We start from the raw sequence: 20976 nt of genomic DNA, 5'->3' as shown, positions 1-20976 counted from the left end.
TACTTTTAATTCCTGCTACTAGAAAAATATGGAAAACAAATACAAAATCACTATTCCGGAACCGTGCCAAGAAGATTGGAATAAAATGTCTCCAAACGAAAACGGAAGATTTTGCAGTAGCTGTGCTAAAAATGTAGTCGATTTTACAACAATGCTGCCAGATGAAATTCAACGTTATTTTGCTACAAACAAAGATAACAGAATCTGTGGAAAATTCAGGAAATCCCAGTTAGACACTGTGACAATTCAAATTCCGAGTCGTGTTTTATATTCTCAGACACAATATCATAAAATATTTTTATTAGCCTTATTTATTTCCATGGGAACAACATTGTTTAGCTGTGCCGATAAAGAAGGAAATAAGCAAAAAATTGATAAAGTAGAGATTATTAAGGATACAACTGAAATCAAAACCATGACAGTTGGAATGTTATTACCTCCAAAATCAAATGACTCTTTACACCAAGTTGTACTACCGCCACCACCAAAAATTAATCAGTTGAAATTTAAACAACCAAAAACTATTAAATGTGGAGCGGTAAAATCTAAAAAAGAAGAAAAAACTATAAATGAAAATAATGTCATCTACGAAGATAATGCTTTCTATGGAGGCATAGGAATTAGTGTGTATCCAGATTATATAGGTGGTATGTCTAAGTTTTATTCTTTTGTTAAAGATAATTTTAAAGTTCCTAAATATGATAAAAACTTAAAAGGTGAAATTGTAACTTCTTTTATTATTGAAAAAGATGGAAGATTAAACGATGTGAAAATTATTAAAGGAATAGGAGTTACAAGTAGTGAGGAATTATCCGGAGTTTTAAATTCTTCTTCAAAATGGTACCCTGGAGAAGAGAACGGTAAAAAAAGAAATTGTGAATTTCAGTTATTGCTTACAATTATACCAGACACCATTAAAAAGTCTTTTTTGAGAACCAAAATTATACCGAAGGTTGATATTATTCAAATTAAGAGAATTACAAAGTATGAAAACGACAAGTTATAACATTAAATATGTAATTTTGTTTTTTTACAAATAATGAAAAATAGTCTTCTCTCTACGATAAATAACCCAGCCGATTTACGCCAGCTTGATGAAGCCCAACTTCCGCAAGTCGCTCAGGAATTACGCAATTTCATCATCGATATTGTATCTGTAAAAGAGGGACACCTGGGTGCCAGTTTGGGAGTTGTAGAACTCACTATTGCGTTGCATTATGTTTTTGACACGCCAAATGATTTATTGGTTTGGGATGTTGGGCATCAGGCTTATGGGCATAAAATATTGACAGGCAGAAGAGAAAACTTTCATACCAACAGACAACTGGGCGGTATTTCTGGTTTCCCTAAAAGAAGCGAAAGCATTTACGATGCATTTGGTGTAGGACATTCCTCGACTTCCATTTCGGCAGCTTTAGGAATGGCAATTGCTTCCAACTTAAAAGGAGATTACGATAAACAACATATTGCCGTCATTGGCGACGCTTCCATCGCTTCGGGAATGGCTTTTGAAGGATTAAATCACGCCGGAGTTACCAATGCTAATTTATTGGTGATTCTCAACGACAACGCCATCGGAATTGACCCAAGCGTTGGTGCATTAAAAAAATATCTTACCGCGGTAAAAGAAGGTAAAAATCCAAGGCAAAATAACATGATTAAATCCTTGAATTTCGATTACTCGGGACCTATTGACGGTCATGATATATTTGCCGTAATCAAAGAATTGAAACGCTTGCAAAAAGTAAAAGGACCTAAATTCCTTCATGTCATTACCACCAAAGGAAAAGGATTGCAACAGGCCGAAGAAAACCAAGTTAAATATCATGCTCCGGGAAAATTCGACGCCGCAACTGGTGAACTTCACATTAAATCCGAAGCCAATTTACCTCCAAAATACCAGGATGTTTTTGGCTTGACCCTAATGGATTTGGCTAGAAAAAATGAAAAAATTATAGGAATCACACCTGCAATGCCTTCGGGAAGTTCGTTGAAATTCATGATGGATGAACTGCCAGAACGTGCTTTTGATGTAGGAATTGCAGAGCAACATGCCGTTACTTTGGCAGCAGGAATGGCAACTCAAGGGATGATTGTTTTTTGCAATATTTATTCCACTTTTTTGCAAAGAGCGTATGACCAAGTGATTCACGATGTCGCTTTACAGAATTTACCGGTAATTTTCTGTTTGGACAGAGCAGGATTAGTGGGTGAAGATGGCGCGACACATCACGGTGTTTTTGATTTGGCTTATTTGCGTTGCATTCCCAATATGATTATTTATGCTCCGATGAATGAAATTGGATTACAAAATATTTTATACACGGCGCAATTGGGATTAAATCATCCTATTTCTATTAGATATCCTCGTGGTCGCGGCGTGATTGGTGAGTGGCAAGTTAAAAATTTTGGAAACTATAATAAAATTAAAATTGGTACAGCCGTTTGTCTTCAAAAAGGATCAAAAGTAGCTGTTTTATCCAATGGAACTATTGGTAACAATGTTACTTTGGCTATAGCCAAACAACAACATCCGGAAACAATTGCGCATTATGATTTTTCTTTTGTTAAACCATTAGATGAAAAGTTGTTGCATATGATTTTCACTTCATTCGAAAATGTAATTACTATTGAAGACGGTGTGATTAAAGGTGGTTTTGGAAGTGCTATTTTGGAGTTTGCTTCATCAAATAATTATACTTCAAAAATAAAAACACTTGGTATTCCTGACGAGTTTATTGAACATGGGACAGTTGGTGAATTGCAACAATATTGCAAAATCGACGTTAAAAGTTTAGAAATGCTTTTTTCAAATTTCTAAAATATTTATTTTGCAGTCCCAAATATAATTGCCTACAATGAAATTATCACATTACACATTACTATTCTTTTCGTTCTTAACATCCATAAATAGTTTTTCTCAAGAGTCAACAATATCTACAACAGCCCCTGTAATCGTAGAGTTTTCAATGGATACAACACTTGTAAAAGTAACAATACCTGCGATATTAGCGGTAGCCCCAAAAATACTGGCGCCAATGCCGTTTATTCCATTATCAAATTGGACAAAAAAAAACAGCCTAGGTTTTTACATCTCTGAAATTGCTTTTGTCAATTGGAGTGCCGGCGGGACAAGTTCAGTTTCTGGATTGTTGAAGGGAGATTTTACCAGAGTTTATAATAGAGAAAATATGAAATGGGTGAATGAACTCGTCGTTCGATACGGATTGAACAAACAAGATGGAGTTGAAGTTAGAAAAACCGATGATGCGTTGCAGTTTAATTCTACATTTGGATATCGACAAGACACACTTTCTAATTGGTACCATTCGGCAAAATTTAATTTTAATACCCAATTCACTAATGGATATGCTTATCCAAATACCGAAATTGCTATCTCCAAACGATTTGCGCCAGCTTACATTTTCTTAGGCATAGGAGCAGAAAATATTAATAAAGAAAAAAACAGAAGTTTTTATATCTCGCCATTTACATTGAAAAAAACTTTGGTTTTGGATCAACGATTGGCGAATCAAGGAGCGTTTGGTGTTGTTAAAGCGGTGTATAACAGCGACGGAATTTTAATTACGGAAGGACATCGAACAAAAACAGAACTGGGTTTTTTGATGACGAGTTTTTATAAAAAAGAAATTTTTAAAAACGTTAATCTGGAAAATCGTCTGAGTTTGTATTCGGACTACATCAATAATTTTGGAAATATAGACGTCGATTGTGATATTTTATTAGATTTGGTAGTAAATCAATATGTTAAGGCAAACATTGGGACTCGTATTGTTTATGATGATGACATAAAATCTAAAAAAGAAATTGATGGCAACCAAGTTACAGTAGGTCCTAAAACACAATTAAAGCAGCTTTTGGGAGTAGGAATTGTGTATATTTTTTAAAATTAAACAAGTCTATAAAATAAAAAATGCCCATTAGAAATAATAGATTCTAATGGGCTTTTTAAGTTTTTTATTTTTTAATGTGCTTCCAGCCAATCTTTACCCGCACCTAAATCTACATCCAATGGAACCTCAAGTTTAAAGGCATTTTCCATTTCATATTTAATCATGAGTTGGATTTTCTCCAGTTCGCTATTATGAACGTCAAACACCAATTCATCGTGTACTTGTAAAAGCATTTTAGTTTTGTAATTTCCAGATATTAGTTTTTGATGAATATTTATCATAGCAATTTTTATAATATCAGCGGCGCTTCCTTGAATTGGTGCATTCACTGCATTTCTTTCTGCACCTCCGCGAACAATGGCATTTTGAGAATTAATATCTTTTAAGTAACGGCGACGTCCAAGAATTGTTTGTACATAACCGTATTCTCTCGCAAATTCTACTTGTTCCTGAATGTATGATTTTAGCCGTGGATACGTTTGGTAATAAGCTTCAATCAAAGCTGCACTTTCACTTCTGGATAGAGAAGTTTGATTACTCAATCCAAAAGCGGAAACTCCATATATAATTCCAAAATTCACCGTCTTGGCATGGCTACGTTGTTCCCGTGTCACTTCTTCCAAAGGAACATTGAATACTTTTGAAGCCGTTGATTTGTGAATATCTTCTTTGTTTTGAAAAGCTTTTATCATGTTTTCCTCGCCACTTAATGCGGCTATAATCCTAAGCTCAATTTGAGAATAATCGGCAGAAACCAAGGTGTAATTTTCATCACGGGCAACAAATGCTTTTCTGATCTGTTTTCCTCTTTCGGTACGAATTGGGATGTTTTGTAAATTTGGATTATTAGAACTCAATCGCCCAGTTGCCGCTACGGTTTGCATGTAATCCGTGTGGATGCGATTTGTAATCTTGTCTACTTGAAGCGGCAAAGCTTCAACATAAGTGTTCTGTAATTTTATCAATTGGCGCCAGTCAAGAATGTCTTTTACAACTGGATTTTCAATTGCCAAGTAACTCAAAACTTCTTCACCGGTGGCATATTGACCGGTTTTAGTTTTCTTTTGTTTTAGTCCTCCAATTTTTAATTTGTCAAATAAAATATCACCGAGTTGTTTTGGCGAAGCCAAATTAAATTTCTCGCCCGCTATTTCAAAAATCGTGGATTCCAATGATTTTATATCAGAATCTAATTCTTTCGATAAAGATTTCAAGAAATCGACATCTACCCGAATTCCTTCTTTTTCCATATCCGCTAGTACAGTGACTAATGGAATTTCTATTTCTTCAAAAAGTTTTTTGGTTCCTGTTTTGTCTAATTCTAAAGTAAAAATCTCTTTTAATTGTAAAGTTACATCGGCATCTTCAGCTGCGTATTCCTTAATTTCTTCCAAAGGGACATCGCGCATTGATTTTTGATTTTTGCCTTTTTTCCCAATTAAGACTTCAATAGATTGTGGGGAATATTTTAAATACGTTTCTGATAAAATATCCATGTTATGGCGCATATCCGGATTGATTAAATAATGCGCAATCATTGTGTCGAATAATTTTCCTTTTACGGTAACATCGTAATTGGAAAGAATTTTCAAATCGTATTTTAAATTCTGTCCAATTTTTTCGATGTCTTCATTTTCGAAAAACGGAATAAATTTCTCGATTAAAGTTTGAGATTCAGCCTGGTTTTCCGGAAACGGAATATAAAAACCTTTTCCTTTTTCATAGGAAAATGAAATTCCAACCAATTCTGCATGCAAGGCATCAAGTCCAGTGGTTTCCGTATCAAAACAAACAGAAGATTGGCTTTGTAAATTCTGAAGCAGTAATTTAATTCCCAAGTCTCCTTGGATTATCTGATAGGAATGTTCTGTGTTTTCTAAGGTGTTATAATATCTGTGACGGGTTTCTTCCGTCGCGTCTTCTGGAATACTACTCCCAAAAAGATCGAATTGTTCTTCGCTTTTTGCAGCTTGTTTTTTATATAATTTAGCTTCATCGGTTGGATCGCTTGTTGTTGCCGTTCCTCCTTTTTTAAATATGGCGTCAAACTGTTCTGCCATTCTGCGGAATTCCAGTTCATTGAAAAGTGCATCTGTCTTTTCAACATCAGGAGTTGATAGTTCATAATCGGTTTCATCAAAAACAACAGGGCAATCAATGATAATTGTCGCTAAAGTTTTCGATAACAACCCCTTTTCTTTATTGGCCTCAATATTCTCTTTCATTTTGCCTTTTAGCTTGTCTGTATTTGCCAAAAGGTTTTCCATGGTACCAAATTCCTTCAGTAATTTCTTCGCGGTAACTTCTCCCACACCAGGTAATCCGGGAATATTATCGGCTGCATCGCCCATCATTCCCAAGAAGTCAATTACTTGATCCGGTCTTTCAATTTCGAATTTTGCCAACACCTCGGGAACACCCCAAATTTCGATGCCGTTACCCATGCGAGCGGGTTTATACATAAAGATATTTTCAGAAACTAATTGAGCAAAATCTTTATCGGGTGTTACCATGAAGACTTTGTAATTCTGTTTTTCAGCTTGTTTAGCAATTGTTCCTATTAAATCATCCGCTTCAAAACCTTTCACTTCAATAATGGGTATGTGCATCGCTTTTAATAACTCTTGTATATATGGAACGGCAATTTTTATTGCTTCTGGAGTGGCATCACGATGCGCTTTATATTCAGGAAATAGGTCATTTCTTAGTTGGCTTCCTCCATTGTCAAAAGCTACCGCGAGATGATCTGGTTTTTCTCTTTTTATAACATCCATTAAGGAATTCATGAATCCCATAATTGCTGAGGTGTCCATTCCTTTTGAATTGATTCGAGGATTTTTTATAAAAGCATAGTAGCCACGAAAAATTAAAGCATAGGCATCGAGAAGGAACAGACGTTTTTGTTGTGACATGAGTGTTATTTTGTATCGTTTTCAAAAGTACAAAACTTGTCAGATAAAGGAGTGGCAGATTGTAAAATTTCTTACTTGTATTGGGCAAATTTTATATTCTTGAATAAGATCTTAAAAATGTAAATTTCTGTCAGTTTGGAACTTGTATGAAATTTGAAAGAAAATAGCGAATAAATAAAATGTAATTTTAAATCGATGTGTTAAATTTGTAAGATTAAATTTATGCAAAATACAAATAAATGTCGTTTATCGATTAAATAAGTATTTAAGCGATATAAAGAGTAATTTTAACGAATAATTATAAGCCAAGTTGGGCAATATTATCTAATCTTTTATTTCGTTTATTATGGAAAAAAATTACACTGCTAAAAAGGTATTACAAGCCTACCTATTATTTTTCATGATAATAACGACAAATATGTTTGCCCAGGTGGGTATTGGGACAACTAGTCCGGCTGCAAGTTCAATTTTGGATTTAACATCTACTACTCAAGGTCTGTTGACACCCAGAATGACAACGGCGCAAAGGATCGCGATTGCAAGTCCAGCTGATGGATTAATGGTGTATGACACAGATTTAAAATCATTTTACCATTTTGATTCCGGTATTACAAGTTGGGATAAAATTAATACTGATGCTAATTACGGTAGAATTAAATTTAAGCGTATAAAATCTACCGATGTATTGGCAACTGTTTTAGCTGCAGAGAAAACGGCTGGTGGAGGAAGTAAATATCTTTTAGATACATACACTTTATATGAAATTAACGGTACCGTTACTGTTGATTTTCCTATAGAATTAAATAACGCCTATGTTATTGGCCAAGATTCTGGAGAGGATAAGTTGGTTAAAGCTTCTGGAGATCTTTTTACAGGAACAACTGGAGGGTCGATTAGAGTCTTGACATTAACTGCCACTTCAGGCAACGTTTTTAATATTGCTGGGGGAGGTACGCAAAATTTAGTTTTTAGAGACGCCATTGTTGTAAGTTCTTCGAATGTCGGCGTTATCGACAATTTTTCTTTAGTTTTTGTTAGTATTGTTCAATTTATAGGGAACACAACAGGAATCACTTATAAAGATGTGAGTAAATTATTAATTAGCAATGTTGGATGGTTTGGAAATAATTTGGGGACTTTTGAAACATTTCAAGGGACTTTTGGATTAATTCAAAAGCAAGGAGGTTTTAGTGAAGTAAATACTACAAGTATTGGTTTTGATGTGTCTTCTAATCCAACAATAACTGGAAGTGCTGTTCTGAGAGATGTCATTTTTACAGGAACTCTTTCTACAGGTAAATATGTTAACGGATATACTACAGGAAGTTACGCAGGATATAATTTTAATAATAAATGGATGGTGAATGCTCCTGGAATTCCTAGAGAAGATGATGCTTCTGCAGTGGGTGAGTTTTCAGTAGACTATCCAGTTGGTTCTGGTGCTTCAACAGCTTTTTCTGGACCACCTTCAACTCCAACCAGTATTTTAAAAGTTGCAGGTACGTCAACCTCATCAAATCTATTTCGATTTTCCACAGGAAGTCCAGCGGTTAGCAATAAATTAATATATGAAGGTAATAAGAAAAGGTACTTCCAAGTTACGGGCTCAATTTCTTTTCAAGTGCCAGCAGTTGGTACTTACATAATTTATGTCGCTAAGAATGGTACTCCTGTCACACAATATAAAATATATGGGCGTGGCACAGCAGCATCTGATATTGTAGTATTGCCAATAAATGCTTTAGTGGAGTTGTCAAATTCTGATTATGTAGAGATTTTTGCTCAAAGGTACACTACTTCTAATAATGGTGATAGTATAATAACTCCCAATATGACCTTAGTAGTTAAATAAATATTGTTTTTGAGTTTAGTTAATTGAAGAGAGAGCTGATTCTCCTTAAAAAAAAGCTGATATAGAAATGTATCAGCTTTTTTGATAAAAAAGAGATTGCTCACAATAGATTTGGGGTATTTTTAGTTAAATTTAGATTAATAAAAACTCATAGTGTTTTCTTAATTTGTTATTTTGTCTAAAATTTAATAGAAATGATTCTTCGAATATTATTATTGTCTGTTGTCCTCTTAATTGTTGAGTTTTATGCCTTTCAAGCAATACGTACCTTAATAAAGCTAAAATGGGTTTTGATATCTTATCAAATCATCAGTTTGCTACTGTTTTTGTTTATTCTTTATTCTTTCACCCAGTTTGATCGCTCGGTAGGACAAACGAAACAAACCATGCTTACAATGGGTTTAGTTCTTTTGGTTTATATTCCAAAATTGGTTTTAAGTCTTGTTTTGCTGGGTGAAGATATTTTTAGAATTGGAGCAGGATCAGTAAATTATTTTATTGAAAACAATGATAATGCAACCTTTTTTGCGTCCAGAAGAAAATTCGTGAGTCAGGTAGGATTAGGGTTGGCGGCCATTCCTTTTTTGTCTCTAATATATGGCGTGACCTTAGGGAAATATAATTATAAGGTTATCAGACAGCAGATATTTTTCCCTGATTTGCCAGATGCTTTTGATGGTTTTACCATCACACAAATATCAGATGTGCACAGTGGAAGCTTTGATAATCCGGAGAAAATCAATTATGCAATAGATTTAGTAAATGAGCAAAACTCGGATCTGATTTTGTTTACCGGAGATATTGTCAATACTGACGCTAAAGAAATGCATCCTTGGATAGAAACGTTCAACCGAATCAAAAAACATGAATTTGGTAAATATTCTGTTTTAGGGAATCATGATTATGGCGAATATGTTACTTGGCCATCTGAAAATGCAAAAGAGAAAAACTTTCAAGACATAAAAAACCTCTACGGTCAAATAGGATTTAAACTATTATTGAATGAGCATACTTTTATTGAAAAAGGCGGAGAGAAAATTGCATTAGTTGGGGTGGAGAATTGGGGTCAAAATTTTAAAAAAGCTGGCGACATCAATAAAGCTTCACAATATTTGGAAAAAGAAGATTTTAAAATTTTAATGAGTCACGATCCAAGCCATTGGGATTACGAAATTAAAAATCACGATAAAAATTTCCATTTAACATTATCCGGACATACACACGGTATGCAATTTGGAATTGAAATCCCAGGCTACTTCAAATGGAGTTTAGCGCAATATGTTTACACGCAATGGGCTGGTTTGTATGAAAATTTAGGAAGATATGTTTATGTAAATAGAGGTTTTGGCTTTCATGCTTATCCTGGAAGAGTAGGAATTATGCCTGAAATTACCGTGATTGAACTAAAAAAGGGTAAGGCTTTGGCTTAATTCGTTAAAAATGTTACATTTGTATAATAATTATCTCTTTTTAGTAAATTTAGAAAATTAAATTCGTTGATTTTATGTCAAAATTTGGAGAACTTATAAATACACAAATCCCTGTGTTGATTGACTTTTATACGGATTGGAATGAATCATCGGTTTCAATGCATCCTGTAATCAGAGATGTCGCGGCTGCGCTTGGTGATAAGGCAAAAGTCATAAAAATTGACGTTGATAAGAATCAAGAATTAGCCGAAGCTTTGCGAATAAAAGGACTTCCTACTTTAATGATTTATAAAGAAGGTTTAATGATTTGGAGACAATCTGGAGAATTAGATGCTAATACTATCATTAATTTGGTTCAAGAGCAGATATAGTCACTTCTTGCGTGCTATTCTATAACTTCACAGGTAAAGTTTTTTTCTTTTAAATAAGCCAAGGTTTTAGGGAGTACATATTCAAGGTTTTTGAAGGCCTTTATACTGTCGTGAAAAACAATTATACTTCCTGATTCTACATTAGAAAGAACATTTTCTAAACACTTTTCCTTCGAGAGACTGGAGTCAAAATCTAAACTAAGAACATCCCACATTATTATTTTATAGCCTAATTTACGTATAGATTTCGCTTGTGATCTTTTTATTTTGCCATATGGCGGACGAAAGATTTTAACATTCAGATTATTGATTGCTGATTGTTGAATGATTTTCTCACATCGTTCTAAATTTTCTAAATACGTTTCCGTCGTAGTTTTCCAACCATTCAAATGATTGAAGGTGTGATTTCCAATGGCGTGTCCTTCGCTAATGACTTTGTTGAATATTTCCGGATGTTTACCAATATTATCACCAATACAGAAAAACGTTGCTTTCACCTGATGTTTTTTTAATTCCTCCAAAACCCACTCTGTTATTTCCGGTATGGGACCGTCGTCAAAAGTGAGGTGTATTTTATTTTCAGTATTGGGAATATTCCAAACATAATTTGAAAATATTTTCTTTATGATCCAATTTGTTTTTACCCAGATATCGTTCATTTTTTTATTTTTAAAAGTAAAAAAAATAGCGACATTTTTCAATATCGCTATAATCTATACTTGTGAAATTTTAATCCAATTTACTCTTTTTCACGACCAAATCGTTCAAATATCCTAATATAAGTATTAAAAGTGGATCTGTTTTTATTGTAAAATGGAATATCTCCGCTTTCTTTCATTACTTTCAGTAAACCTCTGTAACGTTCGATATCAGTAATAATATCCACAGCGATATCCGTTTGGTCTGATGAGCTTAGTTTGGCATAATAATCAAGGTTTTCTTTATATTTAGTCATTAATTTTTCTAAAAGTTGCTGCGCTTTTGCTTTTTCACCAATGTCATAATACCCTTTTGGAAATGGCTCTACAAGAGAATAATATCCAAATTTATCCAATGGCATTTTAGTCATGGCTAAATCGATGATGTTTTTTGCTTTGTCTTTTTTTCCTTCGGCAATTAACTGATTCATCAATCGTGCAAGATTCATTCTATAAGTAATGCTATTTCTTCTGGTTTCTGGATCATGATAAATTTTTGGACTGTCGCTATTTCCCCAATCCCATTTCATTACGTTACCGTACATTTTATCAGCGTCGATTTGACCCATATCCATTTGTCCATCCTCCTTGTTCAATTTAGTGCGAATTGGAACTAATTTATAAACCATTCCGTCTAATTGAAGGTATTCTTTCATCCACAGATAATCTTCATTATCAAATGCTCCACCGCTGAAATAAATGGGTCTTTTCCAGTTGTTATTAGCTACAATATCAAGCATCATTAAGCGGTTTTTATACAACGCATTTCCTTTGATATCTAAGTCAATATAAGGGACAATAGAGTCATTGTATTTTGATGAAACAACTTTGTTCTGGATAATGGCATTTTTATCAATAGGAATTCTGATTTTATTTGTTGGATAAAAATGGATTGTTTGTCCGTTTTGCATTTCAACGGTTGATTTTGGATTTTTAATAAAATTTAAAAAATCTTTTATTTCCCATCTGGTATCTACTTTTGGGATATGAGCTACATAATCCAGTTTGTCTCCCACATATTGATCATGCGTGAACGAAATAGGTAAGGGATTGGATTCGTATGTTTTGGTTTTCATTTGATCGATATACCAATCGGTCATGAATAGACTCGTGTTTACGATTTTAACATCGGTTCTTACCTTTTCTATTTCTTGGGCGTACCATAAAGGGAATGTGTCATTGTCACCAATAGTGAATAATATGGCATCCTTATCGCAAGAGTTTAAATACGCTTTCGCCATTGCTACAGCGGTATATTTACCAGAACGGTCGTGATCATCCCAGTTTTGAGAAGCCATAAGAACCGGAGCGGCTAATAAACATGCTGCAATAAGTATGGGTCCTGCTATTTTTGGAGCCAAATATTTTTTCGCACTTTCGTAGAGTGCATAGACACCAAATCCTATCCAAATGGCGAATACATAGAAAGATCCCACTAAAGCGTAATCTCTTTCTCTCGGTTCAAAAGGTCGTTCGTTTAGGTAAATTTTCAGTGCTAAACCTGTAAATAAGAACAGCGCCAATAAGACGTAGAAACTCTTTAAATCTTTATTGGCGTGATACATCAAACCGATAAGCCCAAGTATAAACGGTAAAAAGAAATATACGTTTCGGCCTTTATTATTTAGTACATCAGATGGTAAATTATCTTGTGAACCTAAGTGTAAATTGTCGATAAACTTAATTCCGCTGATCCAGTTTCCATCTAAGTTATCATATCTTCCTTGCACATCACTTTGACGTCCAACGAAGTTCCACATCAAATACCTCCAGTACATGTATCCAAATTGATATTCGACCATAAAGCTTAAATTGTCAACAGTTGTTGGTTTTTCTATGATCAAATAATCCCCGTAACTTTTTAAGAAAGAAACATAGCCATCATTGTCTATTTGTTTTTGAGCATAAGCTTGTCTAAATTCAGTTATCGTTTTTTGAACTTCATTCTTCAACTGCGCGATGGCTTTGTCGTGTTCTTCTTCGGTTAAATTACTCGGGTCTATTCCGTATTTTGCTAAATCATCTTCATAAGGATAATCCGGATTGATTTTAAATGCAGGCGGGTTAGAGAAATTCATGTAATTCGCCACATGCTCTGTACTCCACATTCTAGGCAAAATAGTTTTTTGATGATCGTCACTATTTTGTTCGGCATTTTTGAAATTATTCGTAATAATATATTTGCCGGTTTTATAATCTCTTTCGTAGTTTGGCGCTTTGTCTAAATAAGGATTTTCCTTGTCTAAGCCTGCAAAAGTTTCAGTGTATTGTGACCCATAAAACAATGGATTTACGCCGTATTGTTCTCTGTTGTAGTAAGCTAGCACTTCTGCTGCATCCGAAGGTTTATTTTCGTTAATTACCGTATTGGCGTTTGCTCTGATGGGTAGCATCATCCAGGTAGAAAATCCAATTAAAATAAATAAAATGCAAAGAATGACAGTATTGTAAAATATAAAGCCTTTTTGCTTGGTGTATTTTAATCCAAAATAAAAGAATGCGATAAAAAGTAGTGCAACAAAAATAGAACCCGAATTAAATGGCATTCCTAATTCATTTACCATGAAAACTTCAGTCTTGGCAAAGAAAGCCATTGTGTAAGGCAATAATAGTTTGAATATAACTAATAAGATTGCGATAACGACAACATTTGCAATGATGAAATTTTTGACGGTAACGAATTTGTAATGTTTGAAAAAATAAAGAAAACCTATCGCTGGTATTGTTAATAGAGCCATGAAGTGAACTCCAAATGAAAGTCCAACAACCAAACAAATGATCAATAGCCATTTATTTCCTCTTGGTGTTTCCATGTCTTGTTCCCAACGCAATCCCAACCAAAACAGGAGAGAAATAAGTAGAGAAGCCATAGCATAAACTTCGGCTTCTACGGCATTGAACCAAAAACTATCAGAGAACGTATAGGCTAATGCTCCTACGAATGAACTTCCAAGGATAACTATGGCGTTGTCTTTGTTTACTTCAGAAAAGCGAGAAATTAGCTTTTTTAATAACATGGTGGAAGACCAATACATAAATAAGATAGTAAAGGCACTTGAAAAAACGGACATCATATTGACCATTAATGCAATATGTTTATCATCTGAGGCAAACATCGCGAAAAAGGCACCAATCATCTGGAATAAAGGAGCTCCGGGTGGATGTCCTACCTCTAGTTTGGCCGCAGTTGCAATATATTCTCCACAGTCCCAAAAACTCATTGTGGGCTCAACAGTAAGTGTATATGTTACTAATGCTATTGCAAATGTAAACCAACCTATAATCGTATTCCATTTATTGAAATTGAATGTTACCATATTTCAGACTAAAATTTTAGTTAAATTTTTTGAGTTACAAAGAAAATCTTTTTTTGTCTAATGATGCGAGCATTAACAAAATTTTCAAAAAAAAAATAGATTTTGATAATTGATTGGTTTTTAGTTGGTTCAAAAATAATATTTGATGGGAGTGGAAGAGAATGAAATTTTTTTGATAAAAAGGCGTAAAAAAATTTGTGTAACTTAAAATTTGTATTAAATTTGCACTCGCTTAACAGCAATGGAATTGGTCTATGGTGTAATGGTAACACAACTGTTTTTGGTGCAGTCGTTCAAGGTTCGAGTCCTTGTAGACCAACAAAAGTCTCTCATTTATTTGAGAGACTTTTTTTTTGGAATAAATTTTACAATAATTTTTTTGATTTTTTTCTTCTATAAAAGTTTAAGAACGGTATTTGTAACAGAGAATTCGGTGCGTGTGGAATTAAGATTTTTGTTTGAGAAAACTAAATTTTAAAAGTGATTACCGGTTTGACGGTGTGATTTACTAAATCTTCACTAACGCTCCCATTAAAAAAATGCGATAATCCTGTTCTTCCATGGGTACAAAGCCCAATTAAATCGGCATTAATGGAACTGGTAAAATTGAGTATTCCATTTTCGATGTTTGAATCGTTGAAAATGTGCATCGAATAGTTTTTTAGGTCAAAATCACTGGCAAAATCACTCATTATTTTCTCAGTGGCAATAGTTGATTTGAAACTGTTGGGAGTGCATATCGTTACTAAAAATAGATTTGCATCGAAAATTTCGGCGAATGCAACCATTTTTTTAAATGATTTTTTTATTTCTTGTGAAAAGTCAGAGGCGAAAACAAAGTTTTTAGCTTGAAATTTGTCGGGATCATTTTTTATGACTAGCACCGGGATGTCTGAAAGACGAACCACTTTTTCTGTATTGGATCCAATAAGTATTTCTTCAATTCCGGAAGATCCGTGGGACCCCATGATGATTAAATCTATTTTATTTTTTTTGCTGAACGATAATATACCATGTGAAGCTCTTTCGAATTGTACATTTGCCGTAACCGAAATCCCATCCAGAAGCGAACTTTCCATGATTTTTTGTAACGTTTCGTTTGCTTTTTTTATAAATAGCATGACCTCTGGAATGCCGCTTCCGCCAGAAATTGCATCGCTCATTTGACCAAGCAATTCCAGCATATGTAGCAAGAAGATTTCGCTCTTATTTTTTTTTGCAATTTGAACTGCTAGCTTTAATGCGTCTTCAGCATGTTTTGAAAAATCAGTGGGTACTAAAATTCGTTTCATAATTAAAGGGTTTAAATTATGGAAATAACGATAAATTTTATGCTAGAATAAAGATAAGAAATATTTTAACAGTAATTGATTATTTATTTTTATAAAAAAAAACACTATATTTGCACCATTATTTATTAAAATCTAGATAATGAGGGGACTAAATGTCCCCTCTTTTTATAAAAAATATGGCATTTAAAGAAAAAGTAAATACAGTTTTGGCGGAAGCCCTTTTAGATAAGCCCTCGGTTTTTCTAATTGATCTGATTATTACAGATGCTTTTAAGGTTATTGTTACCTTAGATGGTGATAATGGTGTGGCATTACAGGATTGCATCGATGTTAGTCGCGCAATAGACAACAGTATCGATCGAGAAGAACAAGATTTTTCTTTAGAAGTAGCTTCGGTAGGAGTTGGTTCACCTCTTAAATTAGTGCGTCAATACAAGAAAAACGTAGGTAGAACATTGATTGTAAAGACTGGCACAGAAATAATTGAGGCGGAATTAGTGGAAGCTAATGATGATTTTGTAATTTTGTCGTGGAAAGCAAGAGAACCTAAAAAATTAGGAAAGGGTAAGGAAACAGTTCAAAAAGAACTTAAATTACCTTACGAAGATATAAAAGAAGCAATTGTTACAGTAACATTTTAATTAAAGAATTCGCATGGAAAATTTAGCATTAATCGATTCATTCTCAGAGTTTAAAGATGATAAACTTATTGATCGTGTAACGCTTATGGCAATTTTGGAAGATGTATTTAGAAATGCATTGAAGAAAAAATACGGTTCAGATGATAATTTCGATATTATTATAAATCCTGATAAAGGAGATATGGAAATATGGCAAAGAAGGGTTATTGTTGCTGATGATGATTTGGATTTAGATCACCTTGAGATTACTTTAACTGAAGCTAGAAAAATTGAGCCTGATTTCGAAATTGGAGAAGAGGTTTCCGAGGAAGTGAAGTTAATAGACTTAGGAAGAAGAGCTATTTTGGCTTTACGCCAAAATTTAATTTCTAAGATTCATGAACACGATAATACTAATTTATACAAGCAATTTAAAGATTTAATTGGCGATATTTATACTGCTGAAGTTCATCATGTACGTCCAAGAGTAGTAATTTTGGTGGATGATGAAGGAAATGAAATTATTTTGCCAAAAGAGAAACAAATACCTTCTGATTTTTTCCGTAAAGGAGATAATGTTCGTGGTATAATTGAAAGTGTTGAATTGAAAGGGAATAAACCTCAAATTATTATGTCTAGAACTTCAGAGAAGTTTTTGGAAAAATTGTTTGAACAAGAAATTCCTGAGGTTTTTGACGGTTTGATTATGGTTAAAAAAGTGGTGAGAATTCCAGGCGAAAAAGCAAAAGTAGCTGTAGATTCTTATGACGACAGAATAGATCCTGTAGGAGCTTGTGTAGGTATGAAAGGTTCCCGTATTCACGGTATTGTTCGTGAATTAGGAAATGAAAATATTGATGTTATAAATTACACTAGCAATATTCAATTGTTTATAACTAGAGCGTTAAGTCCAGCTAAGGTTTCTTCTATCAAAATTAACGAAGAGACTAAAAGAGCAGAAGTGTTCTTGAAACTGGAAGAGGTTTCTAAAGCAATTGGTAGAGGTGGTCATAATATAAAATTAGCCGGTTTATTGACAGGTTATGAATTAGATGTTATCAGAGAAGGTGATGTTGCTGGTGCAGCTACTGATGATGATGATGTTGAATTAACAGAGTTTTCAGATGAAATTGAAAACTGGGTTATCGAAGAATTTGCTAAAATTGGTTTGGATACTGCAAAAAGTATTTTGAAACAAGATGTTGACGATTTAGTAAGAAGAACAGATCTTGAAGAGGAAACAATTCAAGAAGTAATGAGAATATTGAAAGAAGAATTTGAGAGTTAATCCCAGATTCTTTTAAAAAATTAATCTTGATTTTATTTTCCCTATAAGTAGTTAGGGTTCAGTCGAGAAACACAACAAAAGGTAATAATAAAAAGGTTTTATGTCTGAAGAGAGAATTATTAGAATAAACAAAGTTTTAAGGGAATTGAATATTTCTTTGGAAAGAGCTGTGGATTATCTAAAAGATAAGGGAATTGCTATTGAATCAAATCCAAACACAAAAATTTCTGATGATGTATACAATGTCTTGTGCGGTCAGTTTGCTGGTGACAAAGGGAATAAAGAAGCTTCGAAAGAAGTAGGAGAAGAGAAGAGAAAGGAAAAGGAAGCTTTACGTGTGGAGCGTGAAAAAGAAATTGAAGAAAAGCGAAAGCTTGATGAAGAACGACAAAAACAACAAGAAGTTATAAAAGCGAGAGCTGTTATAGCGGGACCTGTTCAAGTTGGGAAAATCGATCTTAATCCAAAAAGGGCAGCTGTTGTTCCAACTCCAAAAGCCATAGAAAAGATTGAAGTTCCAGCTGTAAAAGTTACGGAAAAAGTTACAGAAGAAAAACCTGTTGTAGTTGACGCTGTTGAAAAAGCAGCGCCAGTTCAAAAGGAACCTGTGCAAGAAAAACCTGTTGCAGACAAAAAAGAAGTTAAGCCTGTTGTTGGAATAAAAGAAGTTAAGAAGGAACCTGTACAAGAGGTTACTCCTGAAGTGAAAGCGGTTGCTAAAGTTGATGAAGCACCTGTTGACGAAACTATAACGACTCAATACCAAAAGTTATCAGGAACTACTTTGACTGGTCAAATAATTGATTTATCTCAATTTAATAAACCAAAGAAGAAAAAAGAAGAGCCTAAAATTACTCCAAATAAACCGGGTGCTCCTGGTTCAGCTGCTGCTAATAATGCTAACAAAAATAAACGTAAAAGAATTGCTCCAAAACCGGGTGCTCCTAGACCACCTGCTGTTCCTGGAGTTCCAGGTGCACCAAATCCTAATAAGATTACGCCAAATGTTGGTGGTGGAGGTTTTAACGCTAACAGAAGTGCAAGACCTGGTTTCGTAAAGGGAAACAGACCTGCAATTGTTGCAAAAGTGGAACCTACTGAAGAGGAAGTAAAAAACCAAATTAGAGAAACTTTAGAAAAACTACAAGGTAAAGGTGGTAAATCTAAAGCGGCTAAATATAGAAGAGATAAAAGAGATACACACCGTCAGAAATCTGATGATGAGCAAAGAGCTATTGACGAAGGAAGTAAAACTATTAAAGTTACTGAGTTTGTTACTGTAGGTGAAATTGCTATCATGATGGATGTGCCAATTACTAAAGTTATTGGTACTTGTATGTCACTTGGAATCATGGTTACCATGAATCAACGTCTTGATGCAGAAACATTGACTATTGTAGCTGATGAATTTGGTTATGAAGTTGAGTTTATAACTGTTGATATCGAAGAAGCAATTCAAGTAGTAGCTGATAAAGAAGAAGATTTAGTCTTTAGAGCTCCTATCGTTACTGTAATGGGTCACGTCGATCACGGTAAAACATCTTTATTGGATTATATTCGTAAAGAAAATGTTATCGCAGGTGAATCTGGAGGAATAACACAGCATATTGGTGCCTATGGAGTAACATTGGATAACGGACAAAAAATTGCATTCTTAGATACACCAGGTCACGAAGCCTTTACAGCGATGCGTGCCCGTGGAGCTCAAGTTACGGATATCGCTATTATTGTAATTGCAGCTGATGATGACATTATGCCGCAAACAAAAGAAGCGATAAGCCATGCTCAAGCAGCTGGAGTTCCGATCATTTTCGCTATCAATAAAGTGGATAAGCCAAATGCTAATCCTGAGAAAATTAAAGAAAAATTAGCAGGTATGAATTTACTTGTTGAAGATTGGGGTGGAAAAATTCAATCTCATGATATTTCTGCAAAAGTAGGAACTGGTGTTAAAGAATTATTGGAAAAAGTATTGCTTGAAGCAGAACTTTTAGATTTAAAATCTAATCCAAATAAAGCGGCTTCAGGAACTGTTGTGGAAGCTTTCTTGGATAAAGGAAAAGGATATGTTTCTACTATATTAGTTCAAAACGGAACATTGAAAATTGGAGATTATATGTTGGCTGGTAAACATCATGGTAAAATTAAAGCCATGCATGATGAACGAGGAAATATTGTTACTGTAGCAGGTCCTTCGACTCCGGTATCTGTTCTTGGTTTAGATGGTGCAGCAACAGCGGGTGATAAATTCAATATTTTTGAAGACGAAAAAGAAGCGAAACAAATTGCATCTAAACGTTCTCAATTAATGCGTGAACAATCAGTTCGTACGCAACGACATATTACGTTAGATGAAATTGGACGTAGAATTGCATTAGGTCAATTTAAAGAATTGAACATTATCCTTAAAGGAGATGTGGATGGTTCTGTTGAAGCCTTGTCAGATTCGTTCTCTAAATTATCTACCGAAGAAATACAAATCAATATTATTCATAAAGGTGTTGGAGCAATTACAGAAACTGATGTTATGTTGGCTTCTGCTTCTGATGCGATCATCATCGGATTTAATGTTCGTCCTGCTGGAAATGCAAGACAATTAGCCGACAAAGAAGAAATTGACATCCGTTACTATTCTATCATTTACGCTGCAATCGACGACTTGAAAGATGCAATGGAAGGAATGTTGGCTCCAGAGATGAAAGAAGAAATTCTGGGTACAGCAGAAATTAGAGAGATATTCAAAATTTCTAAAGTTGGTTCTATTGCTGGAAGTATGGTTATGGATGGTAAAATTGTTAAAAATGCCAAAATGAGAATCATTAGAGAAGGTGTGGTCGTGTTTACAGGTGAGCTGTTAGCATTGAAACGTTTCAAAGATGATGTGAAAGATGTAGCTAAAGGATACGATTGTGGTATTCAAGTAAAAGGGTATAACGACATTGAAGAAAGAGATGTTATTGAATCCTACCATGAAGTAGCAGTCAAAAAGAAATTGAAATAGAATTTCAAATAAATAAGTTTAAAAATCCCGACGAGTCGGGATTTTTTTTGTTTTTATATTTTTTGTAATCTGAAATGATACGTTAATAAAATAGTTCTGCTTTTATATATTATTGTAAATTTCAGTTATTTAATCTAGTTTTTTAAGATACTTACATTTATGTTGCAGGTATTTATTAGTACCAAAATAGTACCGTAATTCACTTTAAAATCTATTTCAGTAGACTATTTTTACAGATGGCATATCGTTTGTGTCAGATCCATAATAAGAAATATACAAAC

At 34.1% G+C, this 20976-nt stretch carries 13 protein-coding genes and 1 tRNA gene; 10 read left to right on the top strand and 4 right to left on the bottom strand.

The genetic code is table 11. The features are described from left to right. Window positions 1-28 precede the first annotated feature (28 nt). From IWX84_RS06920 to IWX84_RS06910, 3 genes are read left to right on the top strand one after another with little or no spacing between them, the layout of a single operon-like run. Window positions 29-1006 carry a hypothetical protein gene (locus IWX84_RS06920; protein ID WP_196850006.1) on the top strand — a complete coding sequence of 326 codons (978 nt, stop codon included), beginning with the start codon at window positions 29-31 and terminating at the stop codon, window positions 1004-1006. Window positions 1007-1039: 33 nt separating this feature from the next. Continuing rightward, the gene (locus IWX84_RS06915) at window positions 1040-2821 is read left to right on the top strand and encodes a 1-deoxy-D-xylulose-5-phosphate synthase (RefSeq protein WP_196850005.1); all 1782 of its coding nucleotides are present in this window, start codon (window positions 1040-1042) and stop codon (window positions 2819-2821) included. Window positions 2822-2858: 37 nt separating this feature from the next. Next, complete coding sequence (locus IWX84_RS06910; protein WP_196850004.1) at window positions 2859-3908, top strand: DUF3078 domain-containing protein; 1050 nt, start codon at window positions 2859-2861, stop codon at window positions 3906-3908. A gap of 77 nt (window positions 3909-3985) precedes the next feature. Here IWX84_RS06910 and polA read toward each other — a convergent pair whose 3' ends face one another. Then, window positions 3986-6826 carry a DNA polymerase I gene (gene polA / locus IWX84_RS06905; RefSeq protein WP_196850003.1) on the bottom strand — a complete coding sequence of 947 codons (2841 nt, stop codon included), beginning with the start codon at window positions 6824-6826 and terminating at the stop codon, window positions 3986-3988. Between the two features lie 346 nt (window positions 6827-7172). On the opposite strand from polA, the gene IWX84_RS06900 reads away from it, so the two are divergent. From IWX84_RS06900 to IWX84_RS06890, 3 genes are all read left to right on the top strand, one after another. Next, window positions 7173-8678, top strand: a complete 1506-nt coding sequence (locus IWX84_RS06900; RefSeq protein WP_196850002.1) for a hypothetical protein — start codon at window positions 7173-7175, stop codon at window positions 8676-8678. 194 nt (window positions 8679-8872) lie between these two features. Then, window positions 8873-10108 carry a metallophosphoesterase gene (locus IWX84_RS06895; protein WP_196850001.1) on the top strand — a complete coding sequence of 412 codons (1236 nt, stop codon included), beginning with the start codon at window positions 8873-8875 and terminating at the stop codon, window positions 10106-10108. 74 nt (window positions 10109-10182) lie between these two features. Further along, complete coding sequence (locus IWX84_RS06890; RefSeq protein ID WP_196850000.1) at window positions 10183-10479, top strand: thioredoxin family protein; 297 nt, start codon at window positions 10183-10185, stop codon at window positions 10477-10479. 14 nt (window positions 10480-10493) lie between these two features. Here the strand turns inward: IWX84_RS06890 and IWX84_RS06885 are convergent, their stop codons facing one another. Both IWX84_RS06885 and IWX84_RS06880 read right to left on the bottom strand, forming a co-directional pair. Next, entirely contained in the window at window positions 10494-11138 is a 645-nt protein-coding gene (locus IWX84_RS06885) for a polysaccharide deacetylase family protein (RefSeq protein ID WP_196849999.1), read from the bottom strand. A gap of 80 nt (window positions 11139-11218) precedes the next feature. Further along, the gene (locus IWX84_RS06880; protein ID WP_196849998.1) at window positions 11219-14494 is read right to left on the bottom strand and encodes a DUF2723 domain-containing protein; all 3276 of its coding nucleotides are present in this window, start codon (window positions 14492-14494) and stop codon (window positions 11219-11221) included. A gap of 248 nt (window positions 14495-14742) precedes the next feature. On the opposite strand from IWX84_RS06880, the gene IWX84_RS06875 reads away from it, so the two are divergent. Then, window positions 14743-14813: transfer RNA gene (locus IWX84_RS06875), tRNA-Gln, on the top strand. 148 nt (window positions 14814-14961) lie between these two features. Here the strand turns inward: IWX84_RS06875 and IWX84_RS06870 are convergent. Further along, window positions 14962-15786, bottom strand: coding sequence for a universal stress protein (locus IWX84_RS06870; protein WP_196849997.1), 825 nt, complete (start codon window positions 15784-15786; stop codon window positions 14962-14964). A gap of 176 nt (window positions 15787-15962) precedes the next feature. Here IWX84_RS06870 and rimP point away from each other — a divergent pair, with 176 nt between their 5' ends. The 3 genes from rimP to infB all read left to right on the top strand — a co-directional run bounded on the left by rimP (window position 15963) and on the right by infB (window position 20695). Then, window positions 15963-16427: a ribosome assembly cofactor RimP gene (gene rimP, locus IWX84_RS06865; protein ID WP_196849996.1), complete on the top strand. Its 465-nt coding sequence runs from the start codon at window positions 15963-15965 to the stop codon at window positions 16425-16427. Window positions 16428-16440: 13 nt separating this feature from the next. Beyond that, the gene (nusA, locus tag IWX84_RS06860; RefSeq protein ID WP_196849995.1) at window positions 16441-17694 is read left to right on the top strand and encodes a transcription termination factor NusA; all 1254 of its coding nucleotides are present in this window, start codon (window positions 16441-16443) and stop codon (window positions 17692-17694) included. 100 nt (window positions 17695-17794) lie between these two features. Then, window positions 17795-20695 (top strand): translation initiation factor IF-2, encoded by a 2901-nt coding sequence (gene infB, locus IWX84_RS06855; protein WP_196849994.1) that lies wholly within the window; start codon window positions 17795-17797, stop codon window positions 20693-20695. The last annotated feature ends 281 nt before the right edge of the window (window positions 20696-20976 follow it).

The sequence above is a fragment of the Flavobacterium sp. CG_9.10 genome, assembly GCF_015752245.1.
GTDB lineage: Bacteria > Bacteroidota > Bacteroidia > Flavobacteriales > Flavobacteriaceae > Flavobacterium.
The sequence above is the reverse complement of the archived record's forward strand: the minus strand, read 5'-3'. Positions and strand labels throughout refer to the sequence as shown.